At 50.2% G+C, this 26673-nt stretch carries 22 protein-coding genes; 16 read left to right on the top strand and 6 right to left on the bottom strand.

The genetic code is table 11. The features are described from left to right. Nucleotides 1–134 precede the first annotated feature (134 nt). A complete protein-coding gene (locus ACJJIY_RS17145) occupies nt 135–2096 on the top strand; it encodes a GMC family oxidoreductase (protein WP_445358463.1) in 1962 nt (653 codons plus the stop codon). 46 nt (nt 2097–2142) lie between these two features. On the opposite strand, the gene asnS is transcribed toward ACJJIY_RS17145, so the two are convergent. The 3 genes from asnS to ACJJIY_RS17130 form a co-directional block, all read right to left on the bottom strand. Next, a complete protein-coding gene (gene asnS / locus ACJJIY_RS17140) occupies nt 2143–3549 on the bottom strand; it encodes an asparagine--tRNA ligase (protein WP_445358462.1) in 1407 nt (468 codons plus the stop codon). Nucleotides 3550–3748: 199 nt separating this feature from the next. After that, entirely contained in the window at nt 3749–4222 is a 474-nt protein-coding gene (locus ACJJIY_RS17135) for a L,D-transpeptidase family protein (RefSeq protein ID WP_444941876.1), read from the bottom strand. A gap of 167 nt (nt 4223–4389) precedes the next feature. Continuing rightward, complete coding sequence (locus ACJJIY_RS17130; protein WP_282932628.1) at nt 4390–4686, bottom strand: hypothetical protein; 297 nt, start codon at nt 4684–4686, stop codon at nt 4390–4392. 264 nt (nt 4687–4950) lie between these two features. Between ACJJIY_RS17130 and ACJJIY_RS17125 the strand changes: the two genes are divergently transcribed. The 5 genes from ACJJIY_RS17125 (at nt 4951) to ACJJIY_RS17105 (ending at nt 10369) form a co-directional block, all read left to right on the top strand. Beyond that, nucleotides 4951–6585 carry an alpha/beta hydrolase gene (locus ACJJIY_RS17125; RefSeq protein WP_445358461.1) on the top strand — a complete coding sequence of 545 codons (1635 nt, stop codon included), beginning with the start codon at nt 4951–4953 and terminating at the stop codon, nt 6583–6585. A 51-nt stretch (nt 6586–6636) separates the two neighbouring features. Continuing rightward, a complete protein-coding gene (locus ACJJIY_RS17120) occupies nt 6637–7878 on the top strand; it encodes a lipoprotein-releasing ABC transporter permease subunit (RefSeq protein ID WP_445358460.1) in 1242 nt (413 codons plus the stop codon). Between the two features lie 61 nt (nt 7879–7939). Then, nucleotides 7940–8692 carry a lipoprotein-releasing ABC transporter ATP-binding protein LolD gene (gene lolD, locus ACJJIY_RS17115; RefSeq protein ID WP_445358459.1) on the top strand — a complete coding sequence of 251 codons (753 nt, stop codon included), beginning with the start codon at nt 7940–7942 and terminating at the stop codon, nt 8690–8692. Further along, a complete protein-coding gene (locus ACJJIY_RS17110; protein WP_445358458.1) occupies nt 8685–9944 on the top strand; it encodes a lipoprotein-releasing ABC transporter permease subunit in 1260 nt (419 codons plus the stop codon). Before lolD ends, ACJJIY_RS17110 begins: the two co-directional genes overlap by 8 nt. A gap of 50 nt (nt 9945–9994) precedes the next feature. Continuing rightward, nucleotides 9995–10369, top strand: a complete 375-nt coding sequence (locus tag ACJJIY_RS17105) for a hypothetical protein (RefSeq protein ID WP_445358457.1) — start codon at nt 9995–9997, stop codon at nt 10367–10369. Here ACJJIY_RS17105 and ACJJIY_RS17100 read toward each other — a convergent pair. Then, nucleotides 10366–10890, bottom strand: coding sequence for a DUF2062 domain-containing protein (locus ACJJIY_RS17100; protein WP_413665638.1), 525 nt, complete (start codon nt 10888–10890; stop codon nt 10366–10368). The genes ACJJIY_RS17105 and ACJJIY_RS17100 overlap by 4 nt on opposite strands. A 312-nt stretch (nt 10891–11202) precedes the next feature. Between ACJJIY_RS17100 and ACJJIY_RS17095 the strand changes: the two genes are divergently transcribed. From ACJJIY_RS17095 to ACJJIY_RS17070, 6 genes are all read left to right on the top strand, one after another. Then, nucleotides 11203–11883 (top strand): GntR family transcriptional regulator, encoded by a 681-nt coding sequence (locus ACJJIY_RS17095; RefSeq protein WP_282932633.1) that lies wholly within the window; start codon nt 11203–11205, stop codon nt 11881–11883. Between the two features lie 3 nt (nt 11884–11886). After that, on the top strand, nt 11887–12765 hold the full coding sequence (gene prpB, locus ACJJIY_RS17090; RefSeq protein ID WP_413665639.1) for a methylisocitrate lyase: 879 nt from the start codon (nt 11887–11889) through the stop codon (nt 12763–12765). A 110-nt stretch (nt 12766–12875) separates the two neighbouring features. Further along, nucleotides 12876–14003: a bifunctional 2-methylcitrate synthase/citrate synthase gene (gene prpC / locus ACJJIY_RS17085; RefSeq protein WP_282932635.1), complete on the top strand. Its 1128-nt coding sequence runs from the start codon at nt 12876–12878 to the stop codon at nt 14001–14003. A 126-nt stretch (nt 14004–14129) separates the two neighbouring features. Further along, the gene (acnD, locus tag ACJJIY_RS17080; RefSeq protein ID WP_444897150.1) at nt 14130–16727 is read left to right on the top strand and encodes a Fe/S-dependent 2-methylisocitrate dehydratase AcnD; all 2598 of its coding nucleotides are present in this window, start codon (nt 14130–14132) and stop codon (nt 16725–16727) included. 3 nt (nt 16728–16730) lie between these two features. Beyond that, nucleotides 16731–17909: a 2-methylaconitate cis-trans isomerase PrpF gene (gene prpF, locus ACJJIY_RS17075; RefSeq protein WP_444897151.1), complete on the top strand. Its 1179-nt coding sequence runs from the start codon at nt 16731–16733 to the stop codon at nt 17907–17909. 625 nt (nt 17910–18534) lie between these two features. Beyond that, complete coding sequence (locus ACJJIY_RS17070; protein ID WP_444897152.1) at nt 18535–21174, top strand: TonB-dependent receptor; 2640 nt, start codon at nt 18535–18537, stop codon at nt 21172–21174. 142 nt (nt 21175–21316) lie between these two features. Here the strand turns inward: ACJJIY_RS17070 and ACJJIY_RS17065 are convergent, their stop codons facing one another. Next, nucleotides 21317–22114, bottom strand: a complete 798-nt coding sequence (locus ACJJIY_RS17065) for a DUF4349 domain-containing protein (RefSeq protein WP_445358456.1) — start codon at nt 22112–22114, stop codon at nt 21317–21319. A 222-nt stretch (nt 22115–22336) separates the two neighbouring features. On the opposite strand from ACJJIY_RS17065, the gene ACJJIY_RS17060 reads away from it, so the two are divergent. Next, nucleotides 22337–22582, top strand: a complete 246-nt coding sequence (locus ACJJIY_RS17060; protein WP_413665644.1) for a DUF2164 domain-containing protein — start codon at nt 22337–22339, stop codon at nt 22580–22582. 58 nt (nt 22583–22640) lie between these two features. Here ACJJIY_RS17060 and ACJJIY_RS17055 read toward each other — a convergent pair whose 3' ends face one another. Next, nucleotides 22641–23573 carry a DMT family transporter gene (locus ACJJIY_RS17055; protein ID WP_445358455.1) on the bottom strand — a complete coding sequence of 311 codons (933 nt, stop codon included), beginning with the start codon at nt 23571–23573 and terminating at the stop codon, nt 22641–22643. 103 nt (nt 23574–23676) lie between these two features. Between ACJJIY_RS17055 and ACJJIY_RS17050 the strand changes: the two genes are divergently transcribed. The 3 genes from ACJJIY_RS17050 to ACJJIY_RS17040 all read left to right on the top strand — a co-directional run bounded on the left by ACJJIY_RS17050 (nt 23677) and on the right by ACJJIY_RS17040 (nt 26482). Further along, nucleotides 23677–24582, top strand: coding sequence for a LysR family transcriptional regulator (locus ACJJIY_RS17050; protein ID WP_445358454.1), 906 nt, complete (start codon nt 23677–23679; stop codon nt 24580–24582). A gap of 118 nt (nt 24583–24700) precedes the next feature. Beyond that, a complete protein-coding gene (locus tag ACJJIY_RS17045) occupies nt 24701–25303 on the top strand; it encodes a nitroreductase family protein (protein WP_445358453.1) in 603 nt (200 codons plus the stop codon). Nucleotides 25304–25570: 267 nt separating this feature from the next. After that, the gene (locus tag ACJJIY_RS17040) at nt 25571–26482 is read left to right on the top strand and encodes a right-handed parallel beta-helix repeat-containing protein (RefSeq protein ID WP_445358452.1); all 912 of its coding nucleotides are present in this window, start codon (nt 25571–25573) and stop codon (nt 26480–26482) included. Nucleotides 26483–26673 lie beyond the last annotated feature (191 nt).

The raw sequence follows: 26673 nt of genomic DNA, 5'->3' as shown, positions 1-26673 counted from the left end.
TTTAGGCATGTGATACATCCTGGCGCTGGTAAGTAGGTCGAGTTTTAGATTAAAGCAATCCCTGTAAGACAGAATTGCAAAAGCTGGCGTGCATAATGCTTATCTCGGATACAACATAAAAATGGATAAGCACTATGGAAGAGAAGGATTCGATTGACAAAAAAGTGTCGAGTAAAAAAATTAGCCGTAGAAATTTTACTAAAGGGGCGATGCAACTGGGTATTGCTGCCAGCGCGGCTTCAACAGGATTGGTTTCCGCTCTCTCAATGTTGGATCGGAATTTCTATGATCAATATGACTACGTGATTATTGGGTCGGGTGCGGGTGGAGGGCCATTAGCGGTAAATTTGGCAAAGGCGGGATTTTCTGTTTTGGTGTTGGAAGCTGGTGCTGACGACCCCAGTGATGACACCCATAATATTCCAGCATGGCACCCCTTTGCGTCTGAAGACCCCAAATTGAGCTGGGACTTTTTTGTCAAGCATTATGCGGATATCAATCAGCAGAAACTGGACGAAAAATATGTCTCCGGGAAGGGAATCCTCTACCCACGGGCGAGTACTATCGGTGGTTGTACCACGCACCATGCACTGATTACGGTCTATCCACATAATAATGACTTTGACCGCATAGCTCGGGATACAGGGGATATTTCCTGGGATAGCGCAAATATGCGGCGATATTTTGAGCGATTAGAGCGTTGTGAATATGTGCCCCGCCCAATTTTCTCCAACCCATCCCGCCACGGTTTTGATGGTTGGCTGCCTACGAATCGCGGCAACCCCGCGTTATTGCTGGAAGACCCGGCGATCTTGAAAGTTGCCCAGGCTGCGCTGGCCAAGTATGGGCTCGAAGGGGCCTTGGAAAAAATTATCAGCGGCAATCTTCGCCTGGATATCAATCATTGGGACGTGGCCAGTGGCCAGGAAGGGCCTTTTATCGCCCCTATGGCAGCAGATAGTCGAAACCGCCGTACCAGTGTGCGCGAATACCTCTTAGATACCCAGTCAGTTTATCCAAACTTGCTTCATATTCGTACAAATTCACTGGCAACTCGTGTGTTGTTTGAGGGGAATACTGCTGTTGGGGTGGAGTTTTTAGAGGGGGCGAGCCTGTACAAGGCAGACCCTTACCATGATGAAAGCGGTACTGCCGGAGTCTTGAGGCAAGTGCGGGCAAGTCGCGAGGTTATCTTGTCTGGAGGGGCCTTCAATAGCCCGCAACTTCTCAAGTTGTCGGGAATTGGTCCCGCCCATGAGCTCCGAGATCACGGCATAGAGCCCCTGGTAGATCTGCCTGGGGTAGGAGAGAACCTACAGGATCGCTATGAGGTCGGAATCGTTAGTGAGATGAGTGAGGATCTTGCCCTTCTTAAAGATTGTACTTGGGGGGAGGGGAATGATCCCTGCTTAAATCGCTATCGCTATGGTTGGTTCAATCAGGGGCCCTACAGTGGAAATGGTCCAGTATTGTCTCTGGTCAAACGTTCCAAACCGGAGCTGGAAGATCCCGACTTGTTTATTTTCGGAGTGCCCTCCGATTTCCACGGATACTTTCCCGGGTACTCCCAGGCGTTGCGGGACTACAAAGACCGTTTCTCCTGGATTGTACTGAAAGGCCATACGAACAATACCGCCGGGCGTGTGACCCTGCAATCTGCTGATCCCAGGGACACGCCGGAGATCAACTTCCACTATTTTGGTGAGGGTAATGATGCTCTGGGAGAAGACCTTCAGGCAGTTGTTGAGGGGGTAAAAATTTCCAGGGATATTATGTCGGGCCCTATTGTGAGCAAGCAGGTCTCCAGGGAATTATTGCCCGGTAAAGAGGTTCAGTCAGATCAGCAAATTGGCGATTTTGTTAAGAACCAAGCTTGGGGACATCACGCTTCCTGTTCCAATAAAATGGGGCCTGCTAGTGATCCTATGGCAGTTGTCGACAGTAAATTCCGGGTTCACGGCACCAATAATTTAAGGGTGGTGGATGCTTCGGTGTTCCCCCGAATCCCCGGTTTCTTCATTGTGGTGCCGGTCTATATGATCAGTGAAAAGGCGAGCGATGACATCATTGCTGCAGCAACTGGGCTGAGCGCTTGAAGATTGGTATGTGAAATAAAAAGCCCCGCGTTGCGGGGCTTTTTATTTAGAACGAGATGTTCTTCGGTGTGCGCGGGAAGGGGATTACATCGCGGATGTTGCCCATGCCGGTCACGTAGGACACGATGCGATCAAAGCCCAGGCCAAAGCCCGCATGAGGCACTGTACCGTAGCGGCGCAGGTCGCGGTACCAGTCCAGGTGTTCCTTGGGTACATTCATTTCATCCATACGCTCATCGAGCTTTTCCAAACGCTCTTCACGTTGGGCGCCGCCGATAATTTCGCCGATTCCCGGTGCCAGAACGTCCATTGCGGCAACAGTTTTACCATCGTCGTTCATGCGCATGTAGAAGGCTTTAATATCCTTCGGATAGTTCATCACGATAACTGGCTTTTTGAAGTGCTTCTCTGCCAGGTAACGCTCATGCTCAGAGGCCAGATCAATACCCCAGGATACGGGGAACTCGAACTTCTCTTTGCAGCTTTCCAGGATTTCAATCGCTTCGGAGTAGTTGATGCGGGCGAAATCGTTGTCGATGATATTCTCCAGGCGGCTGATAGCCTCCTTGTCGATGCGCTGGGCAAAGAAGGCCATATCATCGGCGCGCTCTTCCAGTACCGCCTTGGATACATACTTCAGCATTTGCTCGGAGAGATCGGCTACATCTGCCAGGTCTGCAAAGGCAACTTCCGGCTCAACCATCCAGAACTCTGCCAGGTGGCGCGTGGTATTGGAGTTTTCTGCACGGAAGGTGGGGCCGAAGGTGTACACCTTGGACATGGCCAGGCAGTAGCTCTCAACATTCAGCTGGCCGGATACAGTGAGGAAGCTCTCTTCGCCGAAGAAGTCCTTGCTGTAGTCCACCGCACTTTTATCTGTGCGCGGCAGATTCTCCATATCCAGGGTGCTGACCCGGAACATCTCGCCAGCACCTTCACAGTCAGAAGCGGTGAGAATTGGGGTGTGCACGTAGAGGAAGCCGTTCTCGTGATAAAAACGGTGGATCGCTTGTGCGATACAGTTACGTACGCGGGCCACGGCACCACTGACATTGGTGCGCGGGCGCAGGTGAGCGTGTTCGCGCAAGTGCTCCATAGTGTGGCGCTTGGGGGACATGGGATAGGTATCCGGGTCTTCCACCCAGCCGACAACCTGGACTTCGGTGGCGAGCAGTTCGATAGACTGACCCTTGCCTTCGGATGGTTTGATGGTACCGAGGATATCTACCGCGCAGCCGGTAGTCAGGCGCTGCACTTCTGATTGGTAATTGTGCAGGTGATTCTCAGCAACGACCTGGATCGGATCAAAGCAGCTGCCGTCATGTACGGCCAGGAAAGAGAGGCCGGCTTTGGAGTCGCGGCGGGTTCTGATCCAGCCTTGAACGCGGACTTCTTCGCCCTCGCGACCGCTGGATTTCAATAGGCTATCTACGGATTCGACTTTTACTGTCATTTTCTATCGGTTTCTCATTAGTCCGGAAGGTGGTGTTCTGTCAGCTTGCCTAAAAGTTGACCACCCCACCAAGGTGAAGTTACGGCGGGCATATTGACTGGTTGTAGAGGGGAAATCCAGTCCCTTGGCTATCGGGCAGCTCTTCAAAATCTCCCTAAGGACTTTGAAGAGCTGTTATGGCCTCTATATTGGTGATGTCTCACCAGCGGATTGCAATGGGGGTGCCGATTTTTACGAGAGCCATAAACTCATCCATCTCGTCATTGGTAAGGGCAATGCAACCATCAGTCCAGTTAAAACGTTGGGTGATTGGAGCGAGCCAGCCGAGTCGATTGCGCTGGCCATGGACCATAATGAAGCCACCTGGCGAGACTCCCCGAGCCTCAGCTTGAGCGCGGTCTTCGGCATTGGGGTAGGAGATATGCATTGCCCGATAATAAGAGGAGTCTTCTTTTTTGTAATCCAGCGTGTAGTGTCCCTCAGGGGTTTTTTCATCGCCTTCCTGCTGCTTGTGTCCTTGGGGTTGCCCGCCGAAGGCTACATGGTAGCTCTTTATAACCTTGTCGCCATCGAGCAAGTGCATTTTGTTTTCGGACTTAATCACTTCCACCAGAGTGACTTCAGCCTGGGCAATAGTGGTTAATGTAAAAAGCAGAATGGCGATATAGCGCACGGCTTGTAACTCCGGTTGGAGGTGGTTGATTCAGGTTGCTGTGATATAAATTTTCCGAATCAGCAAAAGGGCGGGGCTGAATTATCTTGCAGCTGCAGCTAGAGTGGGGTGCTTCACTTTGGGTGAGGCAGGCAGCTTCAGTTGAGCGCCTGCCGGGATGTGCTAGATCAGCCGCTGGGTTTTTTTACTGTGTGTAGGACGGTGTCCTGTTCAAAGAAAACGTAGAACTCGCCGTATTCCCAGCGCGTGATAGCGGGCTCGCCAATTGGCCCCTCAATACCAAGGGGTTCTCCTAGGCGTGAGGTCACATCATGTTTTTTAAGCCCACGGACTTCTTCAATGGTGAGCTCCCCACCCTGGGTGCCTACGGGTACTTCAATGGTTGTCGCCTGGGCGCCAAAAGTAAGAAGTAGAGCCATTGAGCCAGCGAGACAATTCAATCCGCTGCGGAGTCTGCTGAACATTTTTTGTTCTCCGATGTAGATGTTCCATTAGCCGTCCCATTAAAACAGAATTTCCGCCAATGCTCCTGTTATTCTTCACGTTTTCGCGCCAAGAATAGAAATAAATGCGCCTCTTTGGAATGTTAGGTGCCATGAGTTGATGACTAAATTCTTGCAGCGCTACTACTTCGAATTTTGATGCGATTTAACAGAAGACGGCTTGGCTGGCTGTATCAGCGCCTATGCTAGGCTGTTAATTATGCTTGGCTTGTCGAGCGGACAAGAATGAGGCTGGTTAATACCTTTTCAATTCTCGGCCTTCTTATTGGTTCTATCTGCTTTGCGCTCTCCCTTACGCCATCCCTTATTCCTCGCAGTGATGTAATGCAGGGAATACTGGGCGGCGTCGCATTCTTTGTCGGCTATGTTTTCGGCGTCTTTCTGAGTTGGCTTTGGAAATACCTGGGTATCCCCAATCTGCCGATTTCCACATGGCAAAGACGTCTATTTGATCGAAGTGTATTAGCCGTATGTCTCCTTCTTTTTCTTGTTTCTCTCTGGCAGGGAGTGAAGTGGCAGAATTCTATCCGCGCCCTTATGGGTATGGAGCAGGTTGGATCCGTTGAGCCTATTACGATTGCTGTAATATCTCTCCTTATGTTCCTGGTGTTGTGGTGCCTGGGAAAAGGGTTTCAGCGAATAGTCCTCCTGGTGGCTTGCTATGTGGAGCAGCATGTGCCCGAGCGAGTGGCGATGCTTGTGGGTGTGTTGGCGGCTGTGCTCCTTTACTGGGCTGTTTTTAATGGGGTGCTGTTGAAAGCAGGTTTGCATGTGATTTCATCGACCTATCAGCGGCTAGATAATTCTTATGCGAAGAGTATTCCCCCTCCGGCAGACCCCAATCTTCCTGGTGGCGCCAATTCGCTGATTAAGTGGGATGACATTGGCAATCAAGGGCGCCGGTTCTTAACGCTGGGGCCGACAGAGGAAGAAATAAAAGAGGTGGCAGGTTCTGCAGTACAGCCCATCAGGGTTTTCGTTGGGCTTGATAGTGCTGTGACGCCCATGAAGAGCGCTCAGTTGGCGCTGGAGGAGTTAAAGCGGGTTGGTGCATTCCGGCGTGAGATCTTATTAGTGGCAACTCCAACCGGCGCCGGCTGGGTTGATCCCGGTGCTGTAAATTCTTTAGAGTTTTTATATCGAGGTAATACCGCCACTGTTGCGGCGCAGTATTCCTATTTATCCAGCCCGATAGCGCTGATGGCGGATGATTCTGAGGGGCTCGAGTCGGCGCGAGCACTATTTAAGGTCATTTATGATTACTGGGCTGAGTTGCCAGAAGGTGAGCGGCCCCGAGTTTACCTGTTTGGCCTCAGTCTTGGCGCTCAACTTTCCGAAGACTCCTTCGACTTCTATGACATTATCGATGACCCAATTGATGGAGCCCTTTGGGCTGGGCCGCCCCTCGGTGTAGGCATGTGGAGCCGGATTGTCAGAAATCGAGATCCGGGCACTCCCGCCTGGCTGCCAGAGTTCAAAGGGGGGGAGGTGGTGCGCTTTGGTAATCAGTACGGAGGCTATATTGGTCGTGAGCCATGGGGTGAGTTCAGGATTGCATTTTTGCAGCACGCCAGTGACCCGATAGTATTCTTTAGTGTGCGCTGGGCGCTGGAAAGGCCCGACTGGTTGAACCATCCCAGAGGACCTGATGTATCGCCGGATCTCCAGTGGTACCCTCTAGTTACCGGATTGCAGCTACTGGCAGACTTAAATGTAGGGCTCGCTCCGTTATCTTTTGGCCATCGGTATACCCCGTGGGGATACACCTTGGCGTGGCTCGCCCTTACAGAGCCGGAGGAGTGGGATGATGAGGCGTTGAAGCGCCTGAAGGCCCAGCTCAAGACTTACAACGTTCGGTAAACTTGCCTAAATCTTTGGATTTCCTGACGTTTTTCCGTTTAAATCGACCCTATGTTAAAACCTGTCCCCCTATTTATTGGTCTGCGCTACGTGGCTGCCCGCCGCAGGCAGCAGTTTATTTCCTTTATCAATGGCTTTTCTCTACTGGGAATGGCCCTTGGTGTTTTTGCGTTGATCGTTGTCGCTTCTGTTATGAACGGCTTCGATCGTGAGCTTAAAACTCGACTACTAAGTGTTGTACCTCACGGCTTTGTCGAGCGGGAAGGCGGTCTTGTGGACTGGGAGACACCTGCACGGCAGTTGGAAGCTCAGCCACATGTCGAAGCGACCAGCCCTTTTGTGAATGGCTACGCCCTTTTGAGTGCTCATGGCAGCAGTCACGGTGCCCAGTTCCAAGGTGTGGAACCGCAAGCGCTGCGCAAGGTGTCTACCGTCGGTGAGCATATGGTGATGGGTAACCTGGATTTGCTCGAGCCCCGCAGCTACGGGGTGGTTCTGGGACGAATCCTTGCCCATCAGCTCAATGTGATTCCCGGAGATTCGGTAATACTGACCCTGCCAGAAGTCAGCGTGACCCCCGCCGGTATATTCCCCAGAACAAAGCGTTTCACGGTCGCCGGTGTTTTCTCTGTGGGTGCGCAGGTGGATCAGAATGTCGCGCTGATCAATATTGAAGATGCTGCGCGCCTGACCCGGATGACGGGTAAGGTCCAGGGGCTGCAGTTGCGCTTTGACGATATGGACAATGCGCTGGGGCTTGTTTCTGTTTATGCAAATGAGCTGGGCGAGGGTTTTCAGGGTGAAGATTGGGGGGATTCCCAGGGAAGTCTTTTCCAGGCAGTTAAAATGGAAAAGACCGTTGTCACGTTGATGCTGATGATCATTGTCGCCGTGGCCGCATTCAATATTGTCTCCGCATTAGTACTGATGGTTGCGGATAAGCGCTCCGATATTGCAGTGTTGCGAACATTGGGGCTGACCTCCCGTCAGATTATGGCGGTATTTGTGATTCAGGGCAGTGCCATTGGCATTATCGGCGCTTTTGCCGGTGCTGTTTTAGGCATCGTGATAGCGATGCACCTGACTGAAATGGTGAGCTGGATTGAGTCGGTAGTAGGCGCCAAGATATTTGATCCCCGTGTTTTCTTTGTTAGTTACCTGCCTTCTGAATTCCGTGTTGGCGATGCAGTGGTGGTGTTAACGGCGGCAATTTGTATGAGCCTGCTGGCAACGATATTTCCTGCCTGGCGAGCGGCACAGATTGAGCCGGCGGAAGCTTTGCGTTACGAATAATTTATATAAGCCGGCCTGTTTTGGTGTGATTTATAGATGTTGAGAGACAGCGAATAATTTGATGAACAGTCGAGTGGAAATAGATACGGAAAAAGCGCAGCCAGCTCCGGCCCCGGATGGTGCTGTTTTGGCTTGTCGGCAATTGCGCAAACATTACCGCCAGGGAGGCCGGGACCTGGAGGTTCTGAGTGGTGTTGAGCTTGAGGTAAAGCGGGGCGAGAAATTGGCCATCGTCGGCGCTTCTGGTTCTGGTAAATCGACACTGCTCAACTTGCTTGGTGGCCTCGATACCCCAAGCTCCGGTGAGGTCTGGGTTGCGGGTAAGAATCTCGCTGAACTCAACGCCAATGAGCGGGGCTGGCTGAGAAATAGCAGTCTCGGTTTTGTATACCAGTTTCACCATTTGCTTAACGAGTTTTCCGCCCTGGAAAATGTCGCCATGCCATTACTGATCGGCAAGCGTTCAGTTGCCGAAGCCCGCAAAGAGGCCGAGGTGATGCTCACGGCGGTAGGCCTGGGTGAGCGCATGGGGCACAAGCCATCACAGCTTTCTGGCGGTGAACGGCAACGGGTGGCCATTGCCCGGGCACTGGTGACAAGGCCTGCCTGTGTTTTGATGGATGAGCCCACTGGCAATCTGGATCGGGCTACGGCGGCAGAGATCCATAAATTGATGGATCGCTTGAATCAGGAGATGGGAATTAGCTTTGTGATTGTTACCCATGACCCGGATCTGGCGGCAGCCCTGGATCGCTGTCTACATCTGATCGATGGGCGGCTGACTGCTGACTGGCACCAGGGTGATCATGTTTAAGCCTCTTCCCGCCTATATTGGGCTTCGCTATGCCGGTGCCCAGCGCAGAAATGACGATTCGGCTGGTTTGGTCTCATTCATTTCCGGTTTGTCGATGATTGGCCTGATCCTTGGCGTTGCCTTGATGATTGTGGTGATGTCGGTGATGAATGGTTTTGACCGGGAATTGCGCGAGCGAATCCTGGGAATCATGCCCCATGTCACTATTTACAACGGGAGCCCTGATGTGGATTGGGCCCAGTTGCGCCAACAGTTGGTTTCCGACCCTGCGGTTCTCTCTGCGGCAGAAGTGTGGCAGGTCAATGCGCTCGCCAGGCGTGGGGCTGAAGTGACGCCGCTGTTGGTGCAGGGGATCAACCCGGAGACAATTACCGAAGTCTCCAATATCGGGGACTTTCTTGAATCCTCATCCTTCGATGCCTTGCTTGATCCGTCTGAACCAGGGGTGGTTCTGGGCAAAGGGCTCGCGGAAAAGTTGGGGGTTGAGGCGGGTGATTACCTTTCCCTGATTGTGCCAAATAACGATAGTGCCACCGGTGCACGCAAGGCGGCTCGGGTTGCTGGATTTAAAGTGGCGCAGGTTTTTCACTCTGGCACTGTATTGGACCAATCTCTCGCCCTGGTTGCCTGGCAGCAGGCCAGGACTCTGGCTGGAGGTAGCGGTGGGGCGGGGGTCCAGTTACGGGTCAATGAAATGCTCGAGGCCAACTGGATTATGCGGCGTCTTCTGCAAGACCTGCCTCGGGGCAATTTCTACGGCACTGATTGGAGCCGAACCCACGGCAACCTCTACCAGGCTATTCAGATGTCCCGCAACCTGGTGGGGTTACTGGTTTTCCTGATTATTGCGATTGCCGCTTTTAATGTGGTTTCCACTTTGGTAATGGTGGTTATCGATAAGCATGCTGATATCGCCATCCTCCGCACTATGGGTGCCAGTACCCGACAGATTTTGCTGACTTTTGTGAGTCAGGGGGCGCTGGTCGGGCTTGTGGGGGCTGTAGCTGGCGGTGCGTTGGGGGTGTTAGGCTCGCTGACGGTGACCAAATTGGTAGCGGGGCTGGAGTCAATGCTCGGCATTCAGTTCCTAAAGTCTGATGTCTACCCCGTGGATTATTTGCCGTCCCAGTTGGTATGGGCAGACGTGGCACTGGTTGTGGTGGCGGGTTTCCTGCTTAGCTTGCTGGCAACTTTGTATCCGGCCTTTAAGGCCAGTCGGGTTCAGCCGGCAGCAGCCTTGCGCAATGAGTAAGTCGGGCTGGGCTTTTGGGTAGGGTCTCAATTTTCAGAAGATATCTGCCGGTGCCCGCCGCAATTTTGGCTTGGGTGCTGGCTGCCTGTTTTACCTTGATGCTGGATGGGTGGTACCTAAGGGTTTTTTGTCCGCCAGGCATGCGTAGTGGTTCAGTTTGCTACGCAGAGGGGTGGGAGGTCTGGCCCATTTGGATTGTTTCACTGGGAGCGGTACTTTCAGCGTTGTTTATGGTGGTGTGGGCGGCAGCGTTGGCTGCGGCTACCGCCAAAATTAAGGAGGCCCGCAAGGCTTTATTTGTTGGAGCTATTGCAGCTCTGGTGCTAGGTGCTCTTACCGAGTATTACCTGCAGGCATTGCTGGCAATTGCTTCAGGGGCTTTTGCCTGTTGGTGCCTGCAGAGGGTTTACAGTGGGAAAAGTTAACTGACCGCTGATCGCCTTTGGATTCGCAATTTCCATCTTTTCACAACGTGCCAGCGCCAGAGGGCACGCATGGCAAAATAGGCCACTGTCGCAAAGAATGCCCCGGCAATCAGAGAGCCGGTAAATAGTGGCAGCCAGATCTTCCCGACTTCACTGGTCAACCATTCCCACGACAGTTCGATGCTGAAATCCACCGGTGGCGCCCCCAGAACCCAGGCGCCGAGCTTGTAAGTGCTAAAGAAAATAGCCGGCATGGTGATCGGGTTACTGATCCATACAAGAATCATCGACAAAGGTAGATTGCAGCGCAGCCAAAGTGCGAGCAGGGCGGCAATAACCATTTGCCCTGGCAAAGGGAGGAAGCTGGTAAATACGCCAACCGCAAATGCGACCGAGACTGAGTGTCGGTTCAAATGAAAAAGGTTGGGGTCGTGGAGAAGAGTCCCCAGAAATTTGAGGCCGTTGTTGGCTCTAACTTCTTCGGGGCTTGGCAGCCATCGCCTGATAATACTCTTCGGCATAACTCTGTCTGTAACCTGGGTGGTGGCAGCCTAAAACAAGCGCTGTTCCGAGGCCTGGATATTCTTTCTGTGGGATTTTCCCTAAGCCCCAAATAAAGCATAGAGCGCTCGCGTTAGTCGAACAGGCTCATCTGGCGCGGGCGCTATTATGCCCACTTAAACATGGCAAGACTACTGCTCTGTTGAAAGTCACCTATTTTGCCCTATTGTCAACAATCCTTAATGTTTAATCGGGGATGCCTGCAGTTGACGAGAGAATGCTGGTGATTTAATGTCATGCCCCATTAAGATTGTCGACAATCCAGGTCTTGCATGACTGTAGTTGGTACTGCCGGTTCAGCTTCAGAGGAGCGTCAAAGCCTTGCTGAACGCTTATTTCTGACTTTGCGCGCTGAAATTGTGGAGGGGCAAATCGCCTCTGGCAGCAAAATTAGCGAGCCGGAACTTGCACGTCGCTTTAATGCCAGTCGCGGGAGTTTGCGCGAAGCAGTGATGCGCCTGGAGTCTTTGGGACTGCTGGAACGTAAGGTCAATGTCGGAGCCCGGGTTGTAGAGTTAAGTGAGCGCGGCTTACTGGAACTCTATGAAGTTCGCGAAGCCCTCGAGGGTATGGCTTGCCGTCTGGCAGCGGAACAGCGCACCGAGGAAGACCTGGTCGAGCTGCGCCAAATGCTCTATCACCATGAGCAGCAGGAAGAGCTGCAGGCCGGTAAGGCGTACTTCCAGCCGGAAGGGGATTTTGATTTTCATTTCCGTATCGTGCAGGCATCAAAGAATGATCTTCTGATCGATACCCTGTGCAATCGACTTTATTACCGTGTTCGTATGTATCGCTACCAGTTGGGAATGGCCAGTCCCCGGGCCCAGCGGGCTTTCCGCGAGCACAATCATATTATTGAGGCCATTGAGGCCGGGGATGGTGAGCTGGCGGAGCTGTTAATGCGCCGGCATATCCGCGCCTCGAGAATAAACATTGAAAAGAAACTGAGGTAGAGCATGAGCCAAAAGCCTTCTGCTGGCGCACGTTTCCGCGCTGCACTCGCCGAGAATCAACCGCTGCAAGTGGTTGGTACCATCAACGCCTATTCCGCCATTATGGCCGAACGTATTGGTCACAAGGCGATTTACCTGTCTGGCGCCGGTGTTGCCAACGCCTCCTACGGTCTGCCGGACTTGGGTATGACCAGTCTCGATAATGTACTGGAGGATGTGCGGCGTATAACTGCTGCCAGTGAGTTGCCGCTTTTAGTGGATATCGATACTGGTTGGGGCGGCGCTTTCAACATTTCCCGCACCATTAAAGAGATGATCCGCGCTGGTGCCGCTGCGGTACACATCGAAGATCAGGTAGCGCAGAAGCGCTGTGGCCATCGTCCGAATAAAGAGATTGTTTCCAAGCAGGAGATGGTCGACCGTATCAAAGCGGCGGTAGATGCTCGTACTGATGACGATTTCTTTGTAATGGCTCGCACTGATGCCTTTGCACAGGAAGGGCTCGATGCGGCTATTGAACGCGCCCAGGCTTGTATTGAGGCTGGCGCCGACGGCATTTTCGCGGAAGCGGTAACTGAACTTGAGCACTATCGTGCCTTTAAGGACGCGCTAAATGTGCCGATTTTGGCGAATATTACCGAGTTTGGTAAAACCAAGCTGTATAACGCCAAAGATTTGGGCGAAGCGGGCGCAGATATCGTACTGTATCCACTGTCGGCGTTCCGTGCGATGAACCGTGCGGCGGAAAATGTTTATACCAGTATCCTGCAAAATGGCGATCAGCAAGCGGTTGTCGACACCATGCAGACTCGTGAGGAGCTGTACGATTACCTGAATTATCACGAGTTTGAACAGAAGCTGGACGAACTTTTCAATAAGTAGGCATTACGGAGTTATTCAGAGGCTCCCAAGCAGCCCGGTGCGAAAGCCGGGCGCTGCGCTTTCAATTGGATGAACACAGCAAATGTGTATACAACAGGGGAAATAAGAAGATGGTAGAGAAAGCATTGGGCGGTGCTGGTCTGCGCGGCCAGGTAGCAGGTAAAACTGCACTTTCTACAGTGGGCAAATCCGGTTCCGGCCTGACTTACCGCGGTTACGATATTAAAGATCTGGCCCAGCACTGTGAGTTTGAAGAAGTTGCCTACCTGATTTTCTATGGGGAATTACCCACTGAGGGAGAGCTGGCGGAGTACAAGGCGCTGCTGAAAGCCAAGCGTGGCCTGCCGCAGGCATTAAAAGAAGTGCTTGAGCGCATTCCGGCTGATGCCCATCCAATGGATGTAATGCGCACAGGTTGTTCCATGTTGGGTAACTTGGAAGGTGAAGAATCCTTCGCCCAGCAGTTGGATAAAGCCAATCGCCTGCTGGCCGCATTCCCCTCCATAATCTGCTATTGGTACCGTTTCACCCACGACAATGTGCGTATCGAAACTGAAACCGATGACGACAGCATTGGCGGCCACTTCCTGCATATGCTGCGCGATGAGAAGCCTAATGAACTGCACGAGCAGGTCATGAACGTTTCCCTGATTCTGTATGCAGAGCACGAATTTAACGCGTCTACTTTTACCGCTCGCGTTTGTGCTTCCACTTTGTCCGATCTGTTCAGCTGCATTACCGGTGCTATCGGCACCCTGCGTGGTCCTCTGCATGGTGGTGCCAACGAAGCGGCAATGGAACTGATCGAGCGTTTCGCCAATCCCGACGAAGCAGAGAAAGAACTGCTGGGTATGCTGGAGCGCAAAGAGAAGATTATGGGTTTCGGCCACGCCATTTACCGCGAGTCCGACCCGCGCAATGAGATTATCAAAGGCTGGTCTGAAAAGTTGGCTGAAGATGTTGGTGATACCGTGCTGTACCCGGTATCTGTTCGCTGTGAAGAAGTGATGTGGCGCGAGAAAAAATTGTTCTGTAATGCAGACTTCTTCCACGCTTCCGCGTATCACTTTATGGGTATTCCCACAAAATTGTTTACCCCGATTTTTGTAATGTCCCGGGTTACCGGCTGGGCTGCACATGTATTCGAGCAGCGCGCTGATAACCGCATTATTCGCCCGAGTGCAGAGTACGTAGGTGTTGAGCCCCGTACAGTAACTCCAATCGCTGAGCGCGGTTAATTTTCATTTCACTTTTGAAATGAGGCACACCCGGTGTGCCGGCTCCAGGTTGCCTTTGGTGAGTGGCCTGGAGCCACCCTCAGAAGAGACACGATTTTAAAAAAAGATTCGACTGATTTACCTGCTATGAATACTGATTACCGCAAATCACTGCCCGGTACAGACCTCGATTATTTCGATACCCGAGCCGCTGTTGACGCGATCCAGCCCGGAGCCTATGCCAAACTGCCGTATACCTCACGTATTCTGGCGGAAAACCTGGTGCGTCGCTGCGAGCCGGCAAAACTGACCGACTCCCTGAAACAGATTATTGAGCGCAAGCGCGAGTTGGACTTCCCTTGGTTTCCAGCCCGAGTGGTGTGCCACGACATCCTCGGCCAAACCGCGCTGGTAGACCTGGCTGGTCTGCGCGATGCCATTGCCGATAAAGGCGGTGATCCCGCCAAGGTAAATCCAGTTGTTCCCACCCAGTTGATTGTGGATCACTCCCTCGCGGTAGAGCACCCCGGATTTGAGAAGGATGCTTTTGAAAAAAATCGTGCGGTAGAGGAGCGTCGTAACGAAGATCGCTTCCACTTTATCAATTGGACCAAAACCGCATTTGAAAACGTCGATGTGATTCCCCCCGGTAACGGCATCATGCACCAGATCAATCTGGAGAAAATGTCTCCGGTGGTGCAGGTGCGCGAGGGCGTGGCCTTCCCGGATACCTGTGTCGGTACCGATAGCCACACGCCGATGGTAGACGCTCTGGGTGTGATTTCTGTGGGTGTTGGCGGCCTGGAAGCTGAGAGCGTGATGCTTGGCCGCGCCTCTTATATGCGTCTGCCGCATATTGTTGGAGTGGAACTCACCGGAAAGTTGCAGCCGGGTATTACTGGTACCGACTTGGTATTGGCTCTCACTGAATTCCTGCGCCGCGAGCGCGTGGTCGGCGCCTACCTGGAGTTTTACGGTGAGGGGGCTTCCAACCTGACCCTGGGCGATCGCGCCACTATTTCCAATATGACTCCAGAGTATGGTGCTACTGCGGCCATGTTCTCTATCGATGAGCAAACCATCGACTACCTCAAACTCACCGGCCGCGATGATGAGCAGGTAGCTTTGGTAGAGAAGTTTGCCAAAGAGACGGGCCTCTGGTCTGACACCTTGAAGGATGCCGAATACGAGCGCGTACTGAAGTTTGACCTGGATACAGTAGGTCGCAACCTTGCTGGCCCCTCCAACCCCCACGCGCTGCTGCCGGCCTCAGAACTGGCTAATCGTGGAATCGCTAAAGCCTGGGAAGAGAAAGCCGGTGAGATGCCCGATGGTGCTGTGATTATTGCTGCGATTACCAGCTGCACCAATACCAGCAACCCGCGCAATATGATTGCCGCAGGCCTGATTGCCCGCAATGCGAACAAGCTCGGCCTGACCCGTAAGCCCTGGGTCAAGTCATCCCTGGCACCGGGTTCCAAAACGGTAAAAATGTATCTGGAAGAGGCCGACCTGCTACCGGATCTGGAGCAGATGGGTTTCGGCGTAGTGGCTTTCGCCTGCACCACCTGTAACGGCATGAGCGGTGCCCTGGACCCGAAAATCCAGCAGGAAGTGATCGACCGCGATCTGTATGCCACTGCAGTCCTGTCCGGAAACCGCAACTTCGACGGTCGTATCCACCCCTATGCCAAGCAGGCTTTCCTGGCTTCACCGCCGCTAGTCGTTGCCTACGCTATTGCCGGCACCATCCGGTTCGATATCGAAAAAGATGCGCTGGGATACGATGGGGAAGGCAACCCGATTACCCTGAAAGATATTTGGCCCAGCGATGAAGAGATCGATGCGATCGTACGTCAGAGCGTGAAGCCACAGCAGTTCCGCGATGTGTATATTCCCATGTTTGAAGAGCGGGATGCCGCAGAAGAGCAGGGCCACGCACTCTACGACTGGCGCCCGATGAGCACCTATATCCGCCGCCCACCTTATTGGGAAGGTGCCCTGGCAGGCGAGCGCAGTTTGAAGGGCATGCGCCCTCTGGCGGTGCTGGGTGACAATATCACTACCGACCACTTGTCTCCGTCCAATGCCATTCTGGCCAGCAGTGCTGCCGGTGAATACCTGGCGAAAATGGGATTGCCGGAGGAGGACTTTAACTCCTACGCGACCCACCGCGGCGACCACCTCACTGCCCAGCGTGCAACTTTCGCCAATCCGAAGCTACTCAACGAAATGGTGCGCGATGATAACGGCGAGGTCCGTCAGGGCTCCCTGGCTCGTGTCGAGCCGGAAGGACAGGTTACCCGTATGTGGGAAGCCATCGAGACCTATATGGATCGCAAGCAGCCGCTGATTATCATTGCGGGTGCCGATTATGGGCAGGGCTCCTCCCGTGACTGGGCTGCGAAAGGTGTGCGCCTTGCGGGTGTGGAAGCGATTGTGGCCGAAGGCTTCGAGCGAATTCACCGCACCAACCTGATCGGTATGGGTGTACTGCCGCTGGAGTTTAAGCCGGGCACTACCCGTGAAACCCTGGGTATCGACGGTACCGAGAGTTTCGACGTAATCGGTGAGCGCACTCCCCATGCCACGCTGACCTTGCTTATCCACCGTGCCAATGGTGAGACGATTGAGGCTCCTGTTACCTGTCGTTTGGATACCGCAGAAGAAGTTTCCATTTATGAGGCTGGGGGTGTTTTGCAGCGCTTTGCCAAAGACTTCCTCGAAGCAGAAGCGACGGTCTGAGTTATGAAGTTTGCTCCTCAAGTAAAAATCCCCGCGACTTATATGCGCGGGGGAACCAGCAAGGGCGTTTTCTTCCGCTTGCAAGATCTGCCCGAAGTTGCACAAGTGCCGGGGCAGGCCCGTGACAACTTGCTGCTGCGCGTGATTGGCAGCCCGGATCCCTACGGTAAGCAGACCGATGGTATGGGTGGCGCTACTTCAAGCACCAGCAAAACGGTAATTTTATCGCCCAGCGATAAAGCCGATCACGATGTGAACTACCTGTTTGGTCAGGTTTCCATCGATAAGCCGTTTGTTGATTGGAGTGGTAACTGCGGCAATCTCACCGCCGCCGTGGGTGCCTTTGCCATCAATAGCGGTTTTGTAGAGCCCGACAGAGTGCCAGAAAATGGCATCTGCACCGTGCGCATCTGGCAGGCCAATATTGGTAAGACCATTGTTGCCCATGTACCTATGACCAATGGTGAAGTTCAGGAAACCGGGGACTTTGAGCTGGACGGAGTGACGTTTCCGGCGGCTGAAGTGGAGGTGGAATTTATGGACCCTGCCGACGGTGAGGGTGCCATGTTTCCTACCGGTAACCTGATCGATGATCTGGAAGTGCCCGATGTAGGTGTGCTCAAGGCCACCATGATCAATGCTGGCATTCCGACAATTTTCGTCAATGCAGAAGATATTGGCTACACCGGCACTGAATTGCAGGATGCCATTAATGGTGACAGCAAAGCACTGGCGATGTTTGAGAGCATTCGCGTTCACGGTGCGGTAAAGATGGGATTAGTTTCTACCATTGAAGAAGCAGCCAATCGCCATCATACCCCCAAGGTTGCTTTTGTCACTAAACCGCAGGATTACACTGCATCCAGTGGCAAGGCAGTGGCATCTTCCGAGGTTGATCTCCTCGTGCGCGCCTTATCTATGGGCAAGTTGCACCACGCCATGATGGGCACGGCAGCAGTAGCTATTGGCACCGCTGCGGCGATCCCGGGCACTTTGGTTAACCTTGCAGCTGGCGGGGGGGAACGCAACTCTGTTTGCTTCGGTCACCCATCGGGTACCTTACGTGTGGGTGCTCAAGCCAAAGAGGTCGATGGTCAGTGGACTGCTACCAAGGCCATTATGAGTCGCAGCGCCCGAATCCTAATGGAAGGTTGGGTGCGAATACCTGGCAATAGCTTTTAGGACTTTGGTGATTTCTTTACAGGGGGCCTTTTGGCCCCTTTTTATTTCCTACTGTAAAAATGATTAGGAATCGGTTTTACATTTTTACTCCAATCAAATTTAATATTCCGTATATATTTAAATTAATAGGCGAATATTAATCTCAGTAATCCTGACAATAACTTTTTTTCCGGTTTTCCTGTGTTTTCCGGTAGGTTTTTATCTGAGAAAAAAGGCTGTGTTTTTATCATTGTGAGACAGGGCTTGCCTTAATAGTCACATCTAGGTCTGTTTAGATATAGCCTTTATTGCTCAGCGTACGTATATTTAAGGCCTGCTGTTGGGATGCGAGGCTTTGGGTGAGCAAGCAGATAGACTCTAAAAAATCCCCAATATTCGTAGAAAGCTGGTGTATGAATCCTACGGTTTCAGTACTTACTTGACTTGCTGGTCGCAGCTAGTGGCAACAAATTGTGAACTAGTCCTCTTTGTCCTAGTCGCGATCCGCTCTATCGTATCTGAGTTTCTTACGTCCCTTCTTTTTGAGATTTTAGCCTAGCCGCCGTACTGCCGACGGCCCTATGGGATGGCCATTCATTAAAAAATAAATGTGGCTTTCCTTTTGCAGCAGATTGGAGAGACATCAATGAGAATTAAAAAACCACTTACCTTTGCAATTGCAATGGCAAATGTCGCGGTAGTGTCGGCTTGGGCTCAGGAAGATAGCCAACAGGATGACGATTGGGCGCTGGAAGAAGTAACGGTTACCGCAACCAAGCGCGAAACCAACCTGATGGAAACCCCCGTAGCAATCAGTGCATTTACACAGGAAGAGCTGGACCGTCAGGGTATTAAAAATATTAAGGACCTGGGCAACACTATCCCCAATGTGGATATCGGCTACGATGCCTCCCAGTCTTCCCCAGTAATTTCCATGCGTGGTGTTCGCTCTACAAACACCAGTGAATTGGGTGATCCGGCGGTAGGGTTACACTTTGACGGCATTTACTCAGCGCGCCCCCAGTCTGCAATGGCAATGATGTTTGACTCCGAGCGGGTTGAAGCCATGCGCGGACCTCAGGGTACCCTATATGGACGCAACTCTACCGTTGGTGCCATAAACGTTCTCTCCAAGAAGCCAGTAATCGACGAATTTGAAGGCAACGTCGGCGTAGAATACGGTAGCTGGGATCGAGAAATGGTAAGAGGGGTGATCAACATACCCGTCTCCGACACCTTTGCTCTTCGTGTATCTGCCATGAGCGAAACACGGGACTCCTACCTTACTGGTTACTACGATGCTAACCAATATGACAATCGTTATTTCAGCGCGGATAGTCTAGGCGCAACCCCTCTCGCTGATGATGCTGAGCGTACATTTATTCAAAGCAATAACTGGTGGACATCTGAGGATGTTTCTCTGGTAAAAGCCGACCCTGAAGACTTCTACGGTAATGTTGATCAACAGGCGATTCGTATTGGCGCCTTGTGGGAGCCAACAGAGGATATTTCCTGGTACACCGTTGTCGAACATTATCAGGATCAAAGTGCCGGTGGTATTAATACCATTGACTGTGAAAAGGCCGCGAAGCGGACAGATGAAACAACTTGTGAAACTTATTATGGTCCTGGTGCTGACGAGTACACAGTAGCAGTAAACGTTCCCGGCAAGCTTGACCTGACCATGGATGCATTCCGTTCCAACTTCCGTTGGGATTTTAGTGACAGCATGGCGTTTGTATATAATACAGGTTATGCGGTACAGAATCGCAGTAACTTGATTGATGCTGATGCTGGTCGCAATAGTTGGGATATGAGCATGAGCATCACTGATGCAGAAAATGTCTCATACTCTCATGAGCTACAGCTGCAATCTACTGATGATGGCCCCCTTGAGTGGATCACAGGTCTATTCTATTTTCATGAGTCTAACGACCTGAATGGCTATTTCTTGGCATCACTGGATAATTCCGTTTTCTGGCGTCAACCGGAGAGAAATGTTGATGCACTTGGGGCATTTGCTCAGGCGACTTATAGCCTCACAGACACTCTGCACCTCACATTTGGCACTCGCTATACTTATGATGAAAAAAGTGATGAGGGGGGTAATAACCTAAGTTGCCGCCGTGATTGGTCACTGGATACTGAAATAACTGGCGAATACGGGTGTTTTCCTGCTTATAACCATCCGACCTTCAGTGAGCTACCCTCCGACTACTTTGCGGATGACTCCATTTATTCCATCGATACTTACAATGATGTCGATGATAATTGGGAAAATGTCGATTATCGTCTTGGGGTCGATTACGATCTGACTGACGATATAATGCTCTATGCTTATTTCGCAACCGGGTTTAAGTCTGGTGGCTTGGGTGATGTTGTTTACAAATACGCGCAGGACCCTGAGACTGCCGAAGATATTCTCGATGCAGATGGCAATCGTGTTGTAGAGCAAACTTTTAAAACCAACTATGATGAAGAAACGGTTGACACCTGGGAGTTTGGGGCCAAAGGTAGTTTCCTCGATGGTCGCTTGAATCTTGCCGGTACATTCTTTTTCTCAAAATATAAAGATATGCAGCTGGCCGCTCCAGATGTTGCCTATACGTTTTTGGTGAGAGAGGTTGATGATGCAGGCGAACTTACAGGGGAAATCACTTCAGAACCCGCGGTAATTTATCGAACCAAGAATGCTGCGCATTCAGAAATTAAAGGATTTGAGTTTGAATTTGACTGGGCTCCGTATCCAAATGGCCATATCAGTGGTTTTGCAACTTGGATGCGAACAGAGATCACGTCCGATTTCGTAAACCGCTGGAACTATAACAACCCATCACTGTTTGAGATTACTGATTGGGCTGCGGCTCATGATGACAGCAACCCTGAGCTCTACCGTAACCTGAAGGGTAACGAACTGCCGGTATCGCCTCAGTACAGTTTCACTATTAACTACGACCATACCTTTGAGCTGGCTCACGGTGGCGCAATTATTCCGTTCATCAGTGTTCACTGGGAAGATAAGTCATACCTGACCTTCTGGAATGTTGACAAGCATGACTTCCCGGTTGGTGATACCTCTGCATTTGATGATAGCCGTGATCCGTTCTGGATGATTAATGCTTCCATTAAGTACGTAAGCCCCGACGATCAGTGGAATGTTGAAGCTTATGGTTATAACCTGACCGATGAAGTTATTCCGTACTACGCGGAAGGTAGCGATGCACTGGTGTCTGGACCATTCTCTACCCCAGCTAACTATGGTGTACGTTTCAACTACAACTTCTGAGTAGTTATTGCTACTCCATAATAAAAAAGCCGGACCATTTTAAATGGTCTGGCTTTTTTATCTCTCGCGTGTGGTATCAAAGCTTCTTACGAGTTCTATAGCCTTGTTAAGACATACAAGTATCTTGAGGTTATGTAAGTAGCTAGGCTCTGGTTTTACGCCAAATTATGCGAATCATATAAAATAAAAATAGGGCGATAAGAGTCCAAGGTAAAAGGTATGCGATTGCAGTGATTGCTTCAGATAACCCGTCAGACAAGTTTTCACCAAAATGAGATAGGGAGTCTGATATGGGAGCCCAGAAAGAAGTGTAGGATTTTGAGTGTAACTCAATTTGAACCACATCCATCTGAGTTCGCTTGAACAGTTTAGCTTTTTTCCCCTGTGAATACTCAATATCAGATTGTACCGATGCTAACTTTTCAGCAACCTTGATTAGAGTATCGATGTCACTGGCAGATTTTTGTTCCAGCTCTACAAGCCTCGACTGATACTGGAGTAACATTTCAAGACGCTTTTGGTTGTCGATAATGACATCTTGTAAATCTTCTGCTTTGGTTTCTCGCTGTATCACTCCTCCTTGCTCTGATGCCAGATCAATAATTTTGTCGACCCTACTGGGGTGAGTTCTAAAGTGAATCCTTCCGTAGGGCTTTTCATCATTACTGAGACTAGAATGCAATATAGTGCATTCTTTCTCCATCTCTTGTTGGCAGAGTAATTGGAGCTTGTGGAATACAGGTTCAACCTCTTCAGCAGGTAGCTCAGTTGTCAGGAAGTGTTCGTAAGCAATATATTGACTTCGCCCACCTTGATTGCCCCCTGAAATAGTTTCCGGGAACCGGATATCTGCAACTACTTTACTGGAGGCGCGAGCATTGTTATATGAGGTTACTGAACTTTCGCTGCCTGATTCTGAACAACCGTAGTTACTGCCCAATATAAGAAGGGCAAGTAGGTAGTTAAAGAGTCTCATTTGGATCCTGTTTGATTTTAGTTGACCCGAAAAGACTTGAATCTAGCATCGTTCGGTTTACTGATAAAGGTTGGTGTCGGTGTAAATGCTGCTCACTTGGTTTCATTAAGGGGACTCAAGATTTGTGTTATTCTTCTACGAGCCTGGGTGTTTGTTCTAAATCTGTGTATTGGTGGAAAATAGAAAATGTCTACAATAGAGCTGGAAGAAAGACGGAAATTAGAGCTAATCGAAAAGGTTAGGGGTTATTTGTCTAAAGAATTTGAGCTGGAAATTGGCAGTTTTGAAGCGGAGTTCTTTATTGATTTTCTTGCAAAGGAGATGGGGGCCGGATTTTATAATCAGGGTTTACATGATGCTCAGGTAATAGTGTCCTCTAAGTTGGAGGATATTTCTGATGCAATTTATGAGATAGAAAAGCCTGTAGACTAGAAATATTGCACTTATTGATAGCAGCACCATTCTATCTCTTATAAGCTGTTCAGAGATATTATTTCTTAGGTTTTTCCGCCTGGATAAATAGCATGGCTGCAAAGACCAACACTATTCCAGGTATAAAGCTGATATTAAAGTTTGCCATTTCCAATACTATGGCCACTATTAGTACAAATATCGGATTCAAGAAACTATATGCTGCAACCTTAGTTGCCCCGATCCTTAATGTACTGAATTGCAGCAGAAAAAAACTAATTAAAGTTGAGAATAAGGCTAAATAGAATAGCCCGCCGTAAGTCTCGGTGGGTATATTTCGCCATTCTATCTGGTTCAAGTTTGGAAAAGAGAGCAATAGTAACCAGAGTGCACCAAATAGAATAACCCAGAATGTCATGACCTCTATAGGCTCCCCTGAGTGAACCTTCTTGATAAGCGGGTTATATAAACTGAGTGATATAGCACCTAGGGTGAATATCCAATCCCCTTTGTTTAGGTCTAGCGTTATCGCTGTTGAGATACTCCCCTTGAATACAATCCAGGCTGCACCCAGAGTCCCAAGGGTTAGGCCGATAACTTTGCGGGTGCTGCTTCGCTCGCCATTGATGATCAAAGTAAAGATGGCTGTCATCGCCGGGACGGTTGTAAAAAGAGCGCCGGTATTCACTGCAGTGGTGTATTTGAGTGCTTCAAACATACACCAGAAAAAGATAACTAGTGGGATGCTGAGTAGAGCATATCCCAGCAGTTTTTTGGGTTCTGGAAGCTGAATCCCGTGCTTTAAAAATATGAAGGGTGCAAATAGTCCCGCCGCAATTAAGAATCGAATCAACATCATGGAATCCGCCGGGAGTGAATTGGCGATTAACTCCCCAATAGGAAATGATCCTGCAACCAGTAGTGTACAAAGTATCATCAGGCAGTGAACCCACCAGAGCGAGGCGTTGGGGCTTGTAGTTGATGGGGTTATGCCCCTGGTAAGCTCACTCATGCTTCTTCCCTCTATTAGCGAGAGATAAGTGTATGTCGTTTCTGGTAAACTGATAATCCAGCATTATAGACACTCACTGTTGAGGAGAAGGATACAGTCGCTTATGGAGACAATTGCAGCGATTCCAATATTTGTGACTGTGGCAGAAACCGGTGGCTTTTCCCCGGCGGCAAAGTTACTTGGCATCTCAAAATCAGCGGTAAGTAAGCGGGTTACCCAGTTGGAGCTGCAGCTTGGGGTGAAGCTTTTGCACAGAACTACGCGAAAGTTGAGCCTGACGGAGGCTGGGGAGCATTTTTATGAGCACGCACGCGTTGCTTATAAATCGGCCAAAGATGCACAAGACGCAGTTCTGCAGCTACAGGGGGAGCCTCGGGGACGCTTGAGGATCAATGCTCCTATGTCCTTTGGTAGATTGCACCTGGCTCCCTTAATTCCCGTATTTATGAAGCGTTACCCCGAGATTAGTATCGACATGATACTGGACGATAAAGTTGTCGATTTAGTGGGGGAGGGCTTTGATATCGCTATTCGCGGAGGTGACCTTCCCGATACCAGCCTGATTGCCCGCAAACTTGCACCTCTGAAAAGTGTACTCTGTGCGTCACCTTCCTACTTGAAGGAATTCGGAGAGCCCACAGAACTGGAGCAGTTGAGCGCCCATAATTGCCTGATTTTTACTTATTCCAGGGATGTGAAAGAGTGGGGTTTTATCAAAGACAATCACTTACATACCATCGAGGTGAAGGGTAACTACCAGGTAAATAATAGTGAGGCACTGAGGGAAGCTCTTCTTCAGGGTGTAGGGATAGGTCGCTTACCCACCTTCGTGGCAGGACCAGACATTGAGGCTGGAAAGCTAATTCCTCTATTTGAGGAGTACCAGATGCCTGCCAAGTCTATCTACGCGGTTTTCCCTGAGCGGCAGTTTATGCCAGCCAAAGTCCGCGCCTTTATAGACTTTGCAATAGAGTACTTTGGCGGCGATACACCTTACTGGGATCAGTAAATTGTTAACCTTTCGTCAACAGTAAGTCTCCGTCGAACCCCATTATCAGCGATAGGGAAACCCAATAAGCTTCTTCTCATCGACATTCAATCAACGAACGATAGTCAGAGAGAAACTTATGGAATTGTTTAAAGCTGTTGAATCCCGCCGCTCGGTTAAGCATTTCGATGTCACAGCAGAGATGCCTGCCGAGGACTTCACCCGTCTGGTCCAGGCGGCTATGTTGTCGCCGACTTCTTACAATATCCAGCATTGGCGCTTTCTGCGCATCACTGACATTTCCCTCCGCAGCCAGCTTAAAGATGCAGCCTGGGGGCAGCAGCAAGTAGAAGATGCTTCTGAGTTGGTCATACTTTGTGCAGATATTAATGCCTGGAGCGATCGGCCGGAGCGGTACTGGGCCGATGCGCCGAAAGAGGCCCGGAATGTGTTAGTGCCAATGCTAACTGAGTTCTACAAGGGTAAGCAGCAACTACAGCGGGACGAGGCCATTCGAAGCTGTGGATTGGCAGCACAAACCATGATGTTAGCGGCAAAGTCGATGGGATATGACACAGGTGCAATGGTTGGGTTTGACCCAGAGAGAGTCGCTGAGCTGATCAATTTGCCCGACGGTTATTTGATCGGGATGATGATAGTGATTGGAAAAGCGGCAAAAGTTGCGAATGGGCGTGGTGGACAGCTGTCGATAAATGACGTCCTGTTCGAGAATAGCTTTTAAGGTGATGATAAATAGGGGTGAATCGCTATTGAGGCTCTTTTAGCAGGTCTCAAGGATTAATTGTGTAAATTGTAAAGGCAATTACAGTGTCTATTTGCTGACGTTATCAAAGTTTCGTTATGCTCGCCTACCTCAAATAATAGATGTGAGATAGAGCTACATAATAAAAGCTCCCTTAGGCTCAGAATGAATTCTTTTCATTGATATTGGAAACGTGAAGTGTGGCTTATGCCTACAATTTTCTTATATCAATGAGAGGGACCTGCCATGAGCACCTGTTACCATAAGTTAGTCACAGCTTTCGTCACAAGTGCTACTTTATTCTCATCACCACTAGTTATGGCTGTTGATTGTGGCGATGTAATAACAGCAGCTGAAACCCTGTCGGAAACGCTGAATTGTGAACTGAGCCTGGCGAACCCCTATGCGGTAACAGTAACTGGACCCGGTGGAAGCCTTACGATGGCAGAGGGCGGGGAAATTATTTGTGATAACCCAAATCTAGAAGGTATTGCTGGAATTTTGGTTAATGGATTATCTGGTGCCGTTTATGGTGGGACGATAACCGACTGCCCAGATGGTTTAAACCTGGAGGGAGATGGATTTCATACCATAGATGGAATTATGATCTTAAATTCTCCACGAGAGGGAATTGTTATTGATAGTGACTCCAATAATATTGTTGGGAATCAAATTATTGATACTGGCAATGATGATGGTATAGATGTTAGAGGCGATCGAAACCAAATTATCAATAATTATATTGAATCAGCCGGTGATCAGGGAATTACGGTAAATGGTGTGTTTACACTGGTTCAGCTAAATACTGTTGTCGGTAGTACTGATGGTGATAACGGAATTGATATTAATGAAAGTAACACAACAGTTATTCAAAACTTTGTTACCGGCAGTGCGAGTAATGGGATTGAACTCAATGTGGATGTATCAAGTACTTCTATAATACAAAATATAGTCATGGAAAATGGTACAAATGGCTCGCCTGATACAGCCGGTATCAATATCGCTGGATTCGATAATGAGAATAATATAGTAGTAGGGAATACATCGCTTGATAACTCTGCATTTGATTTGCGTGATCCTACCGATCCAACCTGTAGTGGAAGTAATACTTGGATTGGCAATACTCATGTAACAGCAGAACCTGCCTGTTTGGATTAAAATCGGGGAGGCTTTTAATCTGGGAAAAGTAGAAGTGTGTAAGTGATACTGCTGGAGAAGGCGGAAAGATATACTGCGTTTAAGGTGTGCTGTGCATTCGTGTGTTCCCTATTTTGGGAGTTACTAAAATTAAACCCGAACTACGATGTTCCACGCCAATGCTGACACTCGATTGCCGATAGGGTGACACT

The organism is Microbulbifer maximicatervae (SeqCode), from assembly GCF_052468155.1.
This window is presented reverse-complemented; position numbering and strand designations above follow the sequence as displayed.

What these genes read in the sequence shown, in the direction of transcription:
- ACJJIY_RS17055 (WP_445358455.1), bottom strand. Translation starts at nt 23,573, where the DNA reads ATGAGTGAGCTTACCAGGGGCATAACCCCATCAACTACAAGCCCCAAC.
- ACJJIY_RS17125 (WP_445358461.1), top strand. Translation starts at nt 4,951, where the DNA reads ATGAGGCTGGTTAATACCTTTTCAATTCTCGGCCTTCTTATTGGTTCT.
- ACJJIY_RS17045 (WP_445358453.1), top strand. Translation starts at nt 24,701, where the DNA reads ATGGAATTGTTTAAAGCTGTTGAATCCCGCCGCTCGGTTAAGCATTTC.
- ACJJIY_RS17145 (WP_445358463.1), top strand. Translation starts at nt 135, where the DNA reads ATGGAAGAGAAGGATTCGATTGACAAAAAAGTGTCGAGTAAAAAAATT.
- ACJJIY_RS17110 (WP_445358458.1), top strand. Translation starts at nt 8,685, where the DNA reads ATGTTTAAGCCTCTTCCCGCCTATATTGGGCTTCGCTATGCCGGTGCC.
- ACJJIY_RS17040 (WP_445358452.1), top strand. Translation starts at nt 25,571, where the DNA reads ATGAGCACCTGTTACCATAAGTTAGTCACAGCTTTCGTCACAAGTGCT.
- lolD (WP_445358459.1), top strand. Translation starts at nt 7,940, where the DNA reads ATGAACAGTCGAGTGGAAATAGATACGGAAAAAGCGCAGCCAGCTCCG.
- ACJJIY_RS17130 (WP_282932628.1), bottom strand. Translation starts at nt 4,686, where the DNA reads ATGTTCAGCAGACTCCGCAGCGGATTGAATTGTCTCGCTGGCTCAATG.
- ACJJIY_RS17050 (WP_445358454.1), top strand. Translation starts at nt 23,677, where the DNA reads ATGGAGACAATTGCAGCGATTCCAATATTTGTGACTGTGGCAGAAACC.
- asnS (WP_445358462.1), bottom strand. Translation starts at nt 3,549, where the DNA reads ATGACAGTAAAAGTCGAATCCGTAGATAGCCTATTGAAATCCAGCGGT.
- ACJJIY_RS17100 (WP_413665638.1), bottom strand. Translation starts at nt 10,890, where the DNA reads ATGCCGAAGAGTATTATCAGGCGATGGCTGCCAAGCCCCGAAGAAGTT.
- ACJJIY_RS17095 (WP_282932633.1), top strand. Translation starts at nt 11,203, where the DNA reads ATGACTGTAGTTGGTACTGCCGGTTCAGCTTCAGAGGAGCGTCAAAGC.
- prpF (WP_444897151.1), top strand. Translation starts at nt 16,731, where the DNA reads ATGAAGTTTGCTCCTCAAGTAAAAATCCCCGCGACTTATATGCGCGGG.
- acnD (WP_444897150.1), top strand. Translation starts at nt 14,130, where the DNA reads ATGAATACTGATTACCGCAAATCACTGCCCGGTACAGACCTCGATTAT.
- prpB (WP_413665639.1), top strand. Translation starts at nt 11,887, where the DNA reads ATGAGCCAAAAGCCTTCTGCTGGCGCACGTTTCCGCGCTGCACTCGCC.
- ACJJIY_RS17120 (WP_445358460.1), top strand. Translation starts at nt 6,637, where the DNA reads ATGTTAAAACCTGTCCCCCTATTTATTGGTCTGCGCTACGTGGCTGCC.
- ACJJIY_RS17070 (WP_444897152.1), top strand. Translation starts at nt 18,535, where the DNA reads ATGAGAATTAAAAAACCACTTACCTTTGCAATTGCAATGGCAAATGTC.
- prpC (WP_282932635.1), top strand. Translation starts at nt 12,876, where the DNA reads ATGGTAGAGAAAGCATTGGGCGGTGCTGGTCTGCGCGGCCAGGTAGCA.
- ACJJIY_RS17060 (WP_413665644.1), top strand. Translation starts at nt 22,337, where the DNA reads ATGTCTACAATAGAGCTGGAAGAAAGACGGAAATTAGAGCTAATCGAA.